We start from the raw sequence: 13,533 nt of genomic DNA on the forward strand, positions 1-13,533 counted from the left end.
GGGCTTCGATCCTCCAGGGTCACAAAAACATGAAGTTCTACTGCGAATTAGGCAATATCTTTCATGAATTCTTCCTGAAGTCTTTCAACCTCTTCAAATCCGATAAACTTCTTGAAGTCGGGCAAGCTCATTTGATCGGTTTCATTCAGTATCCTCGTTGTCCGCGCTTCGCGCACGCGATTTAGGCTGCTTTCCATAGCACGTGTCGCCGACAGCAATGTCACAAGCGGGAAATGTGCGATGCCTGCTACGCTTTCGATTTCATCGCCTGTCAGCTCACTCTCCAGCCAACGCATGATTTGCAACGACAGAGGTTTACCGCATTCATTTCTCAGATCCTGAAGGTCCTGAAGGTTTTTATAACCCGCACTGATCGGTTGTATTATATCCGCACCGGCCTCGGCATAGGCTTTGGCCCGTTGGATACTTTCCTTTTTCGTCTCAGCATCTGTGCGCCCGACGATCAGAGTATCTGGGTCTTGTCTGGCAGCGACCGCAGCACGGATTTTCGAGACACCTTCTTCAATCGTAATCAGCTCTAGCTTGGACGCAACAGCGGGACAGCGCTTTGGCATCACCTGATCCTCGATGATCATCGCGGCGGCTCCTGCCTGCTCAAACTCGCGTACTGTACGCATCACATTGATTGCATTCCCGTATCCCGTGTCCGCATCGGCAATTACCGGAATGCCAACGGCGTTTGATACATTGCGCACAACGCCAAGGTTTTCTGTCATGGAATAAACTTCCACATCCGGCTGGCCAAGCAGCGAAGCTGAAATGCCAAAGCCCGAGGTCAGCAACACATCAAAGCCAGCTTTCTCAATAATCAGTGCTGAAAGAACATCGTGGCATCCGGCACTCCATAGGCAACGTCCGGAACGTATGGCTGCTGCCATTTCAGATTTATTCATCATTTTATTAATCCTTTAAACCAGCTGCATTGGAAACAGCCTCGTACAAATAGTTCATATGCCCGCCGTGGATCAGCAGGTTCTGTTCCGTTTTGGTAGGCATCTCGAAGGGGATCTCGGTGCCTTGCGTCACATTGATGACCTTGCTGCTACTCCAGACGACGCGCAGGACATCCCATCGCTCTACAGCAGACAGGATTCCCGGACATGTAATTTGAGGAAAGCCCATGGCAGTCTCGCCCCGGTAATATGTCGGAGCAAAGGACTCCGCTATGACACCGCCGATACCCATGTGCCTCATCGCTTTCATAGGCGGGGAATGGGGGTGGCCGAACCCGAAATTTTCCCCTCCAACTAGAAGATCACCCACCCTTATTGAACTTTGAAAGTGTGGATCATAGCTTTTCATCGCGATGCTACATAGTTCGTCCAAATCTTGAATCCGGATGTTCTTTACCCCGATAATCTGGTCAATGTCGTAGTCTTCATCCTCGAACTTCCATGCCGCGCGTCCTTCGAGTTTTGGCAGAGTGCCCTTCTTTGCGTCCAACATTATTGCACCTCTGACATCATATCTTCAGAACGCGGTATGCGCCCGTCGATCGCCGTCCGTGCAACCACTGCAGCATTGACAAGAAATATTTCGGAGTCGGGACTACCCATTCGCCCTTTGACATTAAGGGTGCCAGTAGAGACGGCCCTTTGCCCATCCCGCATTGTTGCAATACGACCATAGCAAAAGTCACAGGATGCCGACGAAACAAATGCTCCGCATTCGCTGAAAACCTGTAACAGTCCTTCCTCAGCGGCCTTCGTCATAACCCGCTTGCTCGTCGGCACAACATGTAACGAAAAACCCGGAGCGAGTTGTTTGCCTTGCAGAACTTTGGCAGCGGCGCGCAAATCCTCGATACGTCCTGATGCACAGGATCCAATGTAGCCGACCTGCACGTCAAGCCCGGAGACCTCATCCAGAGGCGTTGTTCGGGAAGGCGATGGCGGTTGCGCGACCATCACACCTATATCGCTCACATCGACGGTGTGCACAGCCGCATATCTACAATCAGGATCGCTTGTGACCGGCTCAATGTCCAAACGCGCGATGGGGAGTGCGTAGTCGAGCATCGCTTGATCAGGATTGATTACCGCGGAAAGCGCGCCGGTAAACATCGAGATGCTCGTCAAAGCCTGACGGCCATCCAGTGAAAGTGTATCTATCACCTCACCGCCAAGTTCCAGAACCGCGAACCGTGCAAATTTGTTTCCAAGCTTTTGAACTATACCGTGGAATAAGTCTCGAGGCATGACACCAGGTTGCACCTTACCTACCAGATTCAAGCGGATGGTTTGAGGCACCTGAAAGTCGATATATTCGCGCACAAAAGCTTCAGTCAGCGTTTGGCGCGGCATGTTGACGGCTAAGCAGCCCAACGCTCCAAGCTGCGAAATATGCCCGTCATAGTGCACTGCAAAGGCGCCTGGTACACCGTAACCTGTCTCTCCAGCAACATGGTGCCCAATGCCCTCCCGTTCAACGCAAGCAATGTCAAATTCCCGACACCACGAACGCGTCATCTCGTGGAACTCTTCTTCTTTCGGATCAACCGCCGGCACCATGTGGTCAATGAAAATCACAAAACGTTCTTTTGCCGGCAATTCGGTAAGACCGAATTTTTCTTTCACAGTTTTGAAGATGACATCGGTGTACCCCGGAAAGTCATATGCCATCACAAAATCAGGACGAACTTTTACCTCGTCTCCGGCAGATACAGGATTACCGCCACTTATTCGGCCCATAATTTTTTCGACCATCGTTTTACCGCTCATACGCGTTCCTCCAAAACAGGTTTGTGCCAATTCTTCCCAGGTACAGCTTCGAGAAGAGATTTCGTGTATTCACTCTTAGGGTTTTCGAAGATTTCCCTTGTGGGCCCTTCCTCTACGATCTCGCCTTTTCGCATGACGAGAAGCCGGTGACAGATCGTTGCAGCGACACGCAGATCATGGGTCACGAACAAAATTGCGATGCCCATTTTCAATCTGATGTCTTCCAGGAGGCGCAGCACCTGCTTCTGAACAGAGACATCCAGCGCCGAAACGGCTTCGTCTGCGATCAGAACACGGGGCTGCATTGTCAAAGCCCGTGCAATGCCAATTCGCTGCCGTTGACCACCAGAAAATTCATGCGGGAATCTATCCATTGCAGACGCATCCAGCCCGACAACGTCAAGCATTTCGCGTGCGCGGCTTATTGCTTCGGCCTTTGGCACCCCGTGATGAATCGGACCAATCGTCAGTGCCGATCCGATCCGCCTACGAGGGTTCAGTGAAGCGTAGGGGTCTTGAAACACAAACTGAATAAAGGATGGCAGTTTCTGACCCAAAGATCCTATCTGCTCTCCGTTAATCGCGATTTTGCCGCTATCAATGTCGGACAGTTGCATCACCGATCGTGCCAGCGTCGATTTCCCTGAACCGGATTCACCGACCAAACCGATAATCTCACCTTCATGCAAATCGAACGAAACAGAACGCAGGGCATTGACCTCGCGCTTTTTGGTAAACATCCCACTGCGTGTTTTGAAGGTTTTACAAATGTTTTGTACCGACAGAAGTGGTACTTCTGAAGGTGTGGTAGAGGCGTGATCGTCCAGCGTTGGAACGGCGGCTATCAATTTACGAGTGTAAGGGTGCTGCGGGGAATTTAACACCGCTTCGACGCTGCCTTCTTCCACCACTTCACCTTTTTCCATAACCACAATGTGGTCAGCAATTTCGGCAACGACCCCGAAGTCATGCGTAATAAACATGACGCCCATACCATGGCGCTTTTGCTGTTCGCGAATGAGATGCAAAATCTGTTTCTGGGTCGTCACATCCAGTGCTGTGGTCGGTTCGTCGGCGATCAGCAGTTTCGGATTCAGCGCGAGAGCCATCGCTATCATGATCCGCTGGCGTTGACCGCCGGACAAGCGGAACGGATAGCTATCTTGTAGGGTCTCCGGCTCCGGCAGGTTCATATCAGCCAGTAATTTTGTTATCCGGTCTCGCAATTCCTTGCGGGGCAGAGGGCCGTTTTTACACAATACTTCAGCGATTTGCTCGCCTACCGTTAGCAACGGATTCAAAGCAGTCATGGGCTCTTGGAAAATCATGGAGATATCCGCGCCCCGAACGGTGCGCATTTCGCTGTCGGGGCGCGCTAAAAGATCAGAGCCGTTGAATAGCAACTGCCCAGCCGAAACCTTCACATGAGGCTTCGGAAGAAGGCCCATGATTGCATTGGCGGTCATGGACTTTCCTGAACCGGACTCTCCGACAATGCAGGTAATTTTTCCGGAGTGCAGCTGATAGCTTATCTCCTCCACCGCATTGGAACGGTCGGCTCCTTCAGGAAGGGCGACGGTCAACCCTCGCACCTCAAGCAAAGGGTGTGCTGCAGAGCTTTGGCCGCTTGATACGTTCATCGGTCTCACGGCTTCTTCCTTTTCAGGTTTGGGTTAAGCGCGTCGCTCAGGCCTTCCCCAACAAGGTTGAGGCAAAGAACAGTGATGATAATTGCAACGCCGGGAAAGAAGCTCATCCACCAAGCTGCGCGAAGCATGGTCCGAGCTGCACCAATCTGGTAACCCCAACTAATCATGTCCGGATCACCCAGACCAAGAAAACTAAGCCCGGATTCCATAAGGATCGCTGTCGCAACCATCAAGGTGGCCGTGACGATCACCGGAGCCATCGCGTTTGGAAGAATGTCTGTCAACATGATGCGCCATCCCGGCAATCCCAACACTTGTGAAGATTCCACGTATTCACGGCGGCGTAGGGTCATAAATTCTGCCCTGACCAATCGGGAGACCGAGGGCCATGATACGACCGAAATGGCGATAACGATCGAATTGATAGAAGGCCCCATTATCGCAACCAGCACGATAGCGAAGATCAGACTAGGGATAGTTTGAAAGACCTCGGTGAACCGCATGAGTATATCGTCCACCAGTCCCCCGAAATACCCCGCTACCGCCCCGATACCAACGCCAATCAAAAGCGCAATTGCAGTGGACACCAATCCAATTAACAACGAGACGCGCGCGCCATGCACAAGGCCCGCAGCGATGTCGCGGCCTAACATATCCGTTCCCATCAGATGGCCTCCCCATGCCGGAGGTTGAAAAGGCGCACCCACCATTTTCCAAGGGGATTGTGGATAGATCAGGGATGCCCCGAGCGCGAGGAGTGTAATGACTGCAAGGCAAGCCAGTGCGATTACTGCGGCGCGGTTGCCAAAGAAAAGGGATAAAGGACTATTCATTTGTTCACCTCAATTCTGGGATCAACAAGCGTGTAAAGGAGGTCTGTCAGGATGTTGAAAATGACAACCATGGCTGAGGTGACGATAAAAATACCCAGCAACACAGGGTAATCACGCTGGAGTAAACTATCAAAGGCAAGGCGGCCTATGCCGGGCCAGCCGAAGACTGTTTCAATCAGAACCGTCCCGCCAATTAAATGACCCGCTTGTATACCGGCAAATGTAATAATCGGCAGCAGTGCGTTTCTAAGAATATGGCGTCTGGTGATATAGGATTCGGGCAATCCTTTGGCCCGTGCTGTACGCACAAAATCCATTTCAGACACTTCCAACATAGAGGCACGGGTCAAGCGGGCGTAAACAGCCATGTAGAACAAGCCTAAAATGGTCATGGGCATTATCAGATGATGAAGAACGTCAAGCACATGTCTGATCCCCTCATACCGCATATCCGCTGAAACCATTCCAAAAGCGGGGAACCATCCTAAAACCAGAGAAAACAAAAGGATCGCCATCAACCCCATCCAGAACAGGGGCGTTGCGTAGAAAAGCAAAGCCAGAGTGCCGATAGCGCTATCGGCCCAGGTGCCGCGGCGACGGGCGGCCATCGCGCCTGCAAGGACACCCAACAAAATCGAGATAGCCGAAGCACTAAGCGTTAGGAGCAAGGTGGCCGGCAAACGCTCCAGAATAATAGCCGAAACCGGTGCGCCTTGCCTGTACGACTGGCCAAGATCACCTTGGACCAAACCCTTTAGGAAAATTCCCAGTTGTACAACGAGCGGCTGATCCAAACCCAGCTTCTGCCTGAGATTGTCCATATATTCGGCATCAACGGCACCTGATTTACCGGCTATAACCGCAACAGGGTCGCCCGGTACAAGGCGGATAACGAGAAAGGCTAACACCCCGATCGCGAGTATGACAAAGACGCCTTTAACCAAGCGACCGATTAAATAGGAAAGTCGGTTCATGTCTGGGATTCCAGTTGTAAATTTGCGCTCACCCGGAGGCAGTCGGCATTCCGGGTGAGCGGCTCTAGATTGGATTATTCGGCGATCCAGACATCAGCCATCGTATCGTTCAAACCAATCGCACTACCGACAAGGTTGCGAACTTTGGTTTTGTAGACGGTGGGAAAGTTAACCCGCACGAGATAGCCAAAATAAGCTTCGTCAACGACCGTTTGTTGAAACTCGGCATAGAGTTTCATGCGCTCATCAGTACTGGTGGCAGTTCCAGCTTCGGACAGGACTTTGTCGATTTTAGGATTGTCGAGGCCAGAAACATTTGCCGACGGGGAGCCCTTAACAAGATTGCTCGATACATAAGCCCGCTCAACACCAAGAGCCGGATCTCCGTACTGGTAAAGCAGGTTTACGGTCATATCATAATCCCACTGGCCCAAAGACTGCGCCCAACCGCCAACATCGGTTTGCGTTACCTCCAGTTCAATACCGATCTCGCGCAGTTGCTGGCGTATGTACTCGCCCATACGGATATAGGTTTCGGAATAGGGCAGGCTGAGATAGCGAACCGTTGTACGAACACCGTTTTCGTCCGGAGTGAGTCCCATTTCGTCAAGCAAAGCCCGCGATTTGTCCGGATTGTAGTCAGCGGCAGGAAGGTTTTCTTTATAGAAGGGAGAGCTAGCTGGAAGAGGTCCGTCTGCGGGGTCAGCAAACCCCATCCAGATTGCATTCGCAATAAATTCCCGGTCAATCGCGTGCCAAACCGCCTTACGAAAGCGCACGTCATTCATCGGTTCATTTCTTAGATTAAACTGAATCCACGTAATCGGAGAGAGGAACTCCCAACCGGCGTTTGTTGTCTCAGCATCTGGAAGTGCAGCCAGCCGCTGGACATCAAAATACTCGACATCCCCGCCACGAAGAACATCAACTTTTCCGGTTTCAAAGGCGACTGCCCGCGAAGCAGCATCGGGCACAACGTTAAAGACTATCTCATCCAGGTAAGGTTTGCCGTCCTGCCAGTATTGGTCGTTCTTAACGAGCCGGATAAACGAACCGCGTTGCCATTCGTCAAATTTGAACGGCCCCGTGCCAATAGGCGTTTCGTTGGCGGCATTGGAGCGATAATCCGTTCCTTCGTAAATGTGCGCCGGTACAATCGGGGCACTCGAAACCTCAAACGATTGAAGAAATGCCGGGAACGGTGCGTTCAACTCGATAGAGACTGTGTTAGCGCCCTTCGCCGTAATGTCTTTCACATGTCCCATTACACCACGGGCACGCGGATGAACCTCCGGCAGGAACTTGGACAATGAAAACACCACATCTTTGGAAGAAAACGGTTCTCCGTCATGCCAGACTACATCGTTTTGAAGCTCGAATGTATAAACAAGTCCGTCTTCGGAGACAGTCCACGATTGTGCCAGTCCCGGCAACACAGACATATCAGTCCCGTAACGCAGAAGACCTTCGTAAATTTTGCCCGCCACAAATTGTGTAGGGCCTTGTTGGTTCAATCCAAGCATCAACATCGGTGGCTCGGGCTGCGCGATAAGGCGAAGAGTGCCGCCTTCCGTTGGCTCTGCGGCATTTGCAATTTGTGCGGTCAGCGCAAGCGCAGCCACGATTTTAAGTAACTTCATAATCTTCCTCCCAAAACTAATCGGCCAGTGCGGCAAAAAAGCAAAAGTTTCATTCAATGAAACATGTTTCAAAAATAAAATACCAAGTCGCTCGTGCCAGTCAAGCGGTTGCTTGTGCAGCGACGAGTTGGGCTTTGTCGGAGTGGAGGGCTATTAAGTTAGGAAAGTACGGAAGCCTTTTTGGACACTCATGGTACGTCCCGTTTACAAGTGAGATCTTCGAAATCCCAAATATTTACTTTTAATATCAATGTTATAATCTAAAACTATTTTCTATGAATACTCCTCATACTTTTATTGCGTTAATTCACAATCTGAATGAATTCGGGCCAATCAAGCGCAGGTTTAGACTAGAAAATGAATGTTCTTTCCGATGATGTTTGCAAAATAACCCAGCGTCAAAACTCCTTCCTAAGCATTGTCGGGCTATTTTGAGCGTTGAAGAAGTGTACGATCTGGGACGTTTCAAGCAACCAGATTGATGGCACATTCGTTCCAATGTTGAAATGCGTCGGTCCGTTTTTGGCGATAGGCCGAGGCAGGTAGTTTGTGGCGGCATGGGCGGAACAGGTTTGAGGTTTCATCGTGAACACTCAAAAACCTTTGGGCCTGCCGGGCCGATTTGAAACGGCCCGGGATCTTCTCCCGCTTCCGTGTTGGCCTGTGCGATCCTTCGATCCGATTGTTGAGTCCCTTGTGCGCCCGATGATCCCCGTCCAACGCAAGCTTTCGCAGTGCTGCCCCGTAGCTGCGCAGTTTGTCCGTTACGATGACCCGGGGTCGACCCCAGCGAGCTACCAGTCTGGAAATGAAGCGCTTCGCCGCCCGTGCGTTCCGCCTTGATTACACAAGGACGTCAAGAACCTCGCCGTTGCTGTCCACGGCACGCCACAACCAATGTTTCTCGTCTCGGATTGTAACCACGACTTCGTCAAGATGCCATTTGTCGGAAGGTTGCTGACGGGCTGCTCTCACCTGTTTTGCTATCTGAATGCCAAACTTTCCGACCCAGGCCCGGATCGTTTCGTAACTTACGACGACGCCTCGCTCAGCAAGTAGATCTTCGACGTCGCGCAGACTGAGCGCAAAGCGATGATACGCCCAAACCGCGTACGAAATGATGGAGCGAGGGAAGCGGTGTCCCTTCAGACGGGGCTGGGAAATCTGGCTGATCTTGGTCTGCGGCTAAGGACAACTGGGGCAACCGTCAACAACTTGACGATCTCGTCCGTTCAAATGCAGCGATCAGGTCAACAGGTTCGGCGTTGGAAAGAATATGGAAAGAGGCGTGGTCATTCATGGCATGTCTCAGTTTGTTTGTTTTCGGAAGGCGTTCTTGCGGCTGATCAGCCCGCCCTCGAAGGTGTAAAGGTCGAGGCCCTCACAGAGGGTATGCTGGCCGGTGGAAGCTGTTCCCGTGAAAACCCAGTGCGACACCGACAGACCCGGGGCGCAGTCCCAATGACCCAGAACCGCCCAATGAGCATCCGGCATGGCGGAAAATGTGTCGCCCATGGCGCGCGCGATGGCCTCGGGTCCGGTATGACGATCGCCATGCGGTGCGGTACCCGCATGCCGGTCAAAGACCGCATCAGCGGTAAAATGAGCTGAGACGCTTTCTGGGTCATGTGCGTTGAAGGCATCAAACAGGCTGTTTAGCGCCGACTGTGTCGGACTAGAAATCACGTCTTTCATTGGGTTTTCCGTTGATTGGGTGCGTTGTTTCAGGCTGCGTTTGATCGTTGGGGAGACGTCATTGCCGCATGGCCAGTGGTTTCATTGAGAAAATCAAGAAGCTCTTCTAGCACCGTGCCACCGCTCTCCAGTGCCGCCTCCGAGGGGTAGAAATGGCCGTAACCTGGCACCTTTCTCCAGCGACAGGGAAAGGCATTGTTCTCCAACCGTTCATGTATATAGGGCACCACGCCTGAAATTACGGGCAGGTCATTCTCCGAACTGAACAGCAACACTGGGAAGCGGTCACGCCCGGTGGCCGCATAGGTCTGGATGATGTCAGGGTGAGCCGAACCCGATCCGCGCCTGTGTCTGTGTGTTCGACGCGCGGGTCTGTGCCAATGCCTCCTGTAGTGGCGTGGCCAAGGCTGCGCTCTTTTGCTGTGACAACTGCCGGAAAGTCTCTGTCTGGCTCATAGGAAAACCCTCTTTCTGTTAAATTCTTTAAGGTGAAACTACGGCCGAGCTTGGAGGCGGATATGTGATGCCCCTCAAGCCCAAAGGAGAAGCCGGAGAGCCTGCCAGTCGTCTCGGAGACATTCGGGCGCACATCCACGCCGCAGGCCTCCAGCGCCTCTACAAAGTCGGTGGCGGTGATCGGTGCGGAGCTCAGATCCTTCAGCAGACCTTGCAGTTGGGCCTTGGTGGAGATCACACCCCGATGGGCCATCTCGAACTCACCGCGCTTTGGCGCTGTGATATGATCCCGCGCCTTGTCAGGGTCGAGCAGATGGGACGGGTCCACGCGGACCAGATCAAACCGCTCTTCAATCTCACGAATTACGGCTTCACTGCGGCGGTAGTCATGGGAGTCGCTGACCACACTGCCATCGAGCCGGATGCGGCTGGCCGCAATGTGGATATGATCCTCGTGGCAGACGGTCATGTAGCCTTCAAAACCCATCCGTTCGGCCCAGAGGTCGCCAATCTGTGCCCACTCTTGGTCACTGAGTTCCCGATCCTCTTGCGTCAGAGAGATCGATTGATGGACCATGTTCCGGTTCAGGTTGGGACGCAGGTTCTTGAAAGCGTCCAGATGGGTCTTGGCGGCGTCCTCTTCAAAGCCGAGCGTTCCCCCGACAATATCCGCGCGGTGTCGGATCTCGCCCTTGTGATCGAGTTCTGCCAGCAGGTACTCAACAAGACCCGCCGCACTTCCACCTTTGGTCAGTTTACCGATGGCCATGACCACCCCCGATCAACTCGGCGCGGACCTGTTCGAGATCCCGCTGCAACAAATACAAAAGGGGCAGAATGCGATCGACCTCGGGACGGCCGCCCGTGTTCAGGTGATAACTCATCTGGTTCAGGTTCGAGGCCGTCCGGCTAAGCTCAATCCAAGCCTGACGGTTTACGAGAGGAACCTGTGGCACGCTCTCCATGCTCAGGCCAAGCAACCGATCCCGCACCAGAGCCGCGACACTGCTCCCTGAGGCCGCTTGCTGAAGCTTTCGATATTCGCATTCGGTCAGCCGCACGGTGATCTGTTGATCCCGCTTGTTCCTCACACGCGGCCTCCCGCCTTTGCCCTTGGTTCCCATATCCATTTCCCACCAGTTGGCAGACAAGGTGCAAGCACAGCGCGCACCGCATCCGACTCGAGCGCCGCGAGGGAAGGCGAGCGTTTTTGCAGTGCAAAAACATGGCTCGCTATCCGCTAAACAACGTCTCTGGGAAAACAGGTGGGAAGGCAGGGTTAAGGGGGCGTGAACGGGTGGAATTGACTACCTTAAGGAACCCAAATTTACATTGTTTTGGACAAGAGAACCAAAGATAGACCTCTTGAAGCCAAGGCAGATCTGGATGGGTCTTTTGGCAAACCATCAGGCTATCGAAGTGAACTAATCTTCGGCGGGAAAATATCTAGGGACTATCATTCCTCGAAAGGGATACGTCATTTGCTGCGGGTTTTGCCTTCACTCGTTGTTCTTTCAATGGAGCGCAGACCTTTGCCGCAAACGGCTCAGTAGTCCGGCATGCCAGACTTGCGATCAAACGAGGTTGAATGACGAAAACGGCCATAGGTGTTGAACGACACGAACGGCCCATAGCTGCCATTGGCGACTGATCGCCTCGCCGCAGTGCAACTTTCCCATAGCGGACATTGCCATGTCTGACGTCAGACATCCACACGCCCATGACAGGGCAGGTCGCAAGCTGCTCATCTTTGCTTCACCCATCAAGCTCCAAATATCCTTCGAGGTCAGCCCTCATCTTCGGATCCAGTGCGTCAGGATGCATGAGACGGCTATAGAACAGTGTAAAGTAGACGACTTTAATTGCGGTCACGATGCGTGCAAGAACGGCCTGTAGGATGAAACTCAGAAATACGAACAGGAAAACGGGCAACCAGTTGAAGACAGTGTCAGGCCCGATGAAGCCAATTTCGGGAATGTCAAGGGACAACTCTCGCAAGGCACCCGCGGAGAAGGCCTCGGGTAAGCTCGCGCCAAAGTATAGCCCGCATACGATTGCAGCCAGCATGCCAAAAACATAGAAAGGGGCCATCAGAGTTCCAATCACGCCGCCCATGATGTCGACGCCAAAAACGCCGACGAGTGTTTCGGGCACATGATCTTTCAACCGTTTCAAGCGTCCGGCTCCGTCGCGCAGTCCCAATTTGTCGATAGCAACAGCAGGCAACATGAAGTGGTTTACCAGATCCCAGACCTCGCCGATTCCACCCAGCACGAGCGACATGAGACCGCCTTCCTTGTTCTTGCGACTTGCAATCCAGGTCGCAACCATATCCAGCATTGCAAGCCTGCGCACTTGGGAGCCAAGTCCCGCAAGTTCGCGGCGGGCGTCCCTATGGCTCGGAGTGCCCCCGATCGCGGTGTCATAGGTCAGGCGACTTAATGTCAGCTCGGCGCGATTGTAGAAGAAGTATTTGTAGAGAAACATGAGCACACCGCCGAACAGGAACCAGCCGCCCCCGCCGCTGCCATTGACTACCAAGAAGAGTCCGACAAAGAACACCACAACCATTGCTGTCGCATACACCCACATTGCGATCAGCGGAGTCAACAGCGCGCGATTGCGTCCGACAACGGTGAAAGTGTGACGTACTAGATACCCCAATTGGGCCAGCCGCGCCTTTTTATCTGGCTTTGAAAATTCCATGATCTGGTCTCCCTGTCGATAGTTTGTCCTGCGAATCAGCGCGATACGCCGTCGCTTAGCGGTCCAAATGTGCTTCCGTCGGCTGCGATTTGGGCCGCGCTCTCTTGCATCGCCAAGGTGAGCGCGTCGGCGTCTGAGCCTGCAACTTGGCTTTCCCTTTGGGCGATGATCTTTCCTGTTTCGATATCAATGACCCGAGCGAAAACGCTGAGACTGTCAGGATTGTCATACTCGACGATTTTGAAATCGAGCATCCGGCGAGGTGGGTCCAGTGTGCCTTCGTCCGCTGTGCAAACCGCGCGAAAGCGGGTGGCCGCTCGCGCCGTGGGCAGGATCACGTTGTTATGTCCAAGCAAAAAACGAATATGCAGCGCGTCACCTTTACGTGCTTCCGTTTGCGTGTCTTGCTCAACTTGAGACGCGCGAAAAAAGTCATGTGGCACAAAGTCGGGCGAAGGCGGAACCAATCCGCGCAAGGCCATGAAGCCTTCGGCTGCGGCATTCTCGCGACTGAAGTCCTGTAAGTCGCTGTCAAAGATACAGTCAACGGGCTGATTTTCGGTTCCGTTTAAAAGTGTCAACTTCATGCCGCGTTGAACGGTCATTCCGCCACCGAAAGCATCCATCCAGCTATCGATAGCGCGTGGGGTCACAGCATTAAATCTGAATACGCGGGTTGCCCCTCCACCCGTCAGCGTACCCGTCCAGCCAGAGGTGGCGGAGCGGAGGATATCCATTTGCACTCCTTGCCCAGATATCGAGATCCTGTCGCAGCCGTCATAGGTAAGGTCTACGGTACCCTCATTCCGATTACGTGGCTCTACATGGACCATACCACT

Annotated in this window: 12 protein-coding genes and 1 pseudogene; all 13 read right to left on the reverse strand. The window is 53.0% G+C overall.

Going from position 1 to position 13,533, the window contains the following annotated elements; translation table 11 throughout:
- Window positions 1-47: 47 nt before the first annotated feature.
- The 13 genes and pseudogenes from BFV97_RS03950 to BFV97_RS04005 all read right to left on the reverse strand — a co-directional run bounded on the left by BFV97_RS03950 (window position 48) and on the right by BFV97_RS04005 (window position 13,431).
- Entirely contained in the window at window positions 48-914 is an 867-nt protein-coding gene (locus BFV97_RS03950) for an isocitrate lyase/PEP mutase family protein (RefSeq protein WP_108721634.1), read from the reverse strand.
- A gap of 7 nt (window positions 915-921) precedes the next feature.
- Window positions 922-1,467, reverse strand: a complete 546-nt coding sequence (locus tag BFV97_RS03955; RefSeq protein ID WP_069298978.1) for a 3-isopropylmalate dehydratase small subunit — start codon at window positions 1,465-1,467, stop codon at window positions 922-924.
- Window positions 1,467-2,741 carry a 3-isopropylmalate dehydratase large subunit gene (locus BFV97_RS03960; RefSeq protein WP_069298979.1) on the reverse strand — a complete coding sequence of 425 codons (1,275 nt, stop codon included), beginning with the start codon at window positions 2,739-2,741 and terminating at the stop codon, window positions 1,467-1,469. Before BFV97_RS03960 ends, BFV97_RS03955 begins: the two co-directional genes overlap by 1 nt.
- Window positions 2,738-4,381, reverse strand: a complete 1,644-nt coding sequence (locus BFV97_RS03965) for an ABC transporter ATP-binding protein (RefSeq protein ID WP_069298980.1) — start codon at window positions 4,379-4,381, stop codon at window positions 2,738-2,740. Before BFV97_RS03965 ends, BFV97_RS03960 begins: the two co-directional genes overlap by 4 nt.
- A gap of 5 nt (window positions 4,382-4,386) precedes the next feature.
- Window positions 4,387-5,223: an ABC transporter permease gene (locus BFV97_RS03970; protein ID WP_069298981.1), complete on the reverse strand. Its 837-nt coding sequence runs from the start codon at window positions 5,221-5,223 to the stop codon at window positions 4,387-4,389.
- Window positions 5,220-6,197, reverse strand: coding sequence for an ABC transporter permease (locus BFV97_RS03975; protein WP_069298982.1), 978 nt, complete (start codon window positions 6,195-6,197; stop codon window positions 5,220-5,222). The genes BFV97_RS03970 and BFV97_RS03975 overlap by 4 nt, the downstream gene beginning before the upstream one ends.
- Window positions 6,198-6,271: 74 nt before the next feature.
- On the reverse strand, window positions 6,272-7,837 hold the full coding sequence (locus BFV97_RS03980; RefSeq protein ID WP_069298983.1) for an ABC transporter substrate-binding protein: 1,566 nt from the start codon (window positions 7,835-7,837) through the stop codon (window positions 6,272-6,274).
- 465 nt (window positions 7,838-8,302) lie between these two features.
- Window positions 8,303-9,010: pseudogene (locus BFV97_RS18370) on the reverse strand (IS6 family transposase).
- A gap of 135 nt (window positions 9,011-9,145) precedes the next feature.
- Window positions 9,146-9,532, reverse strand: a complete 387-nt coding sequence (locus tag BFV97_RS03985) for a nuclear transport factor 2 family protein (protein WP_069298984.1) — start codon at window positions 9,530-9,532, stop codon at window positions 9,146-9,148.
- A 238-nt stretch (window positions 9,533-9,770) separates the two neighbouring features.
- Window positions 9,771-10,757 (reverse strand): relaxase/mobilization nuclease domain-containing protein, encoded by a 987-nt coding sequence (locus tag BFV97_RS03990; RefSeq protein ID WP_069298985.1) that lies wholly within the window; start codon window positions 10,755-10,757, stop codon window positions 9,771-9,773.
- Complete coding sequence (locus BFV97_RS03995) at window positions 10,744-11,112, reverse strand: plasmid mobilization protein (RefSeq protein WP_069298986.1); 369 nt, start codon at window positions 11,110-11,112, stop codon at window positions 10,744-10,746. The genes BFV97_RS03990 and BFV97_RS03995 overlap by 14 nt, the downstream gene beginning before the upstream one ends.
- 631 nt (window positions 11,113-11,743) lie before the next feature.
- Window positions 11,744-12,694 carry a hypothetical protein gene (locus BFV97_RS04000; protein ID WP_069298987.1) on the reverse strand — a complete coding sequence of 317 codons (951 nt, stop codon included), beginning with the start codon at window positions 12,692-12,694 and terminating at the stop codon, window positions 11,744-11,746.
- Window positions 12,695-12,729: 35 nt separating this feature from the next.
- Window positions 12,730-13,431 (reverse strand): hypothetical protein, encoded by a 702-nt coding sequence (locus BFV97_RS04005; protein WP_069298988.1) that lies wholly within the window; start codon window positions 13,429-13,431, stop codon window positions 12,730-12,732.
- Window positions 13,432-13,533: the final 102 nt, after the last annotated feature.

This window comes from Neptunicoccus sediminis (assembly GCF_001719615.1).
In the GTDB taxonomy this organism is placed as follows: domain Bacteria; phylum Pseudomonadota; class Alphaproteobacteria; order Rhodobacterales; family Rhodobacteraceae; genus Amylibacter; species Amylibacter sediminis.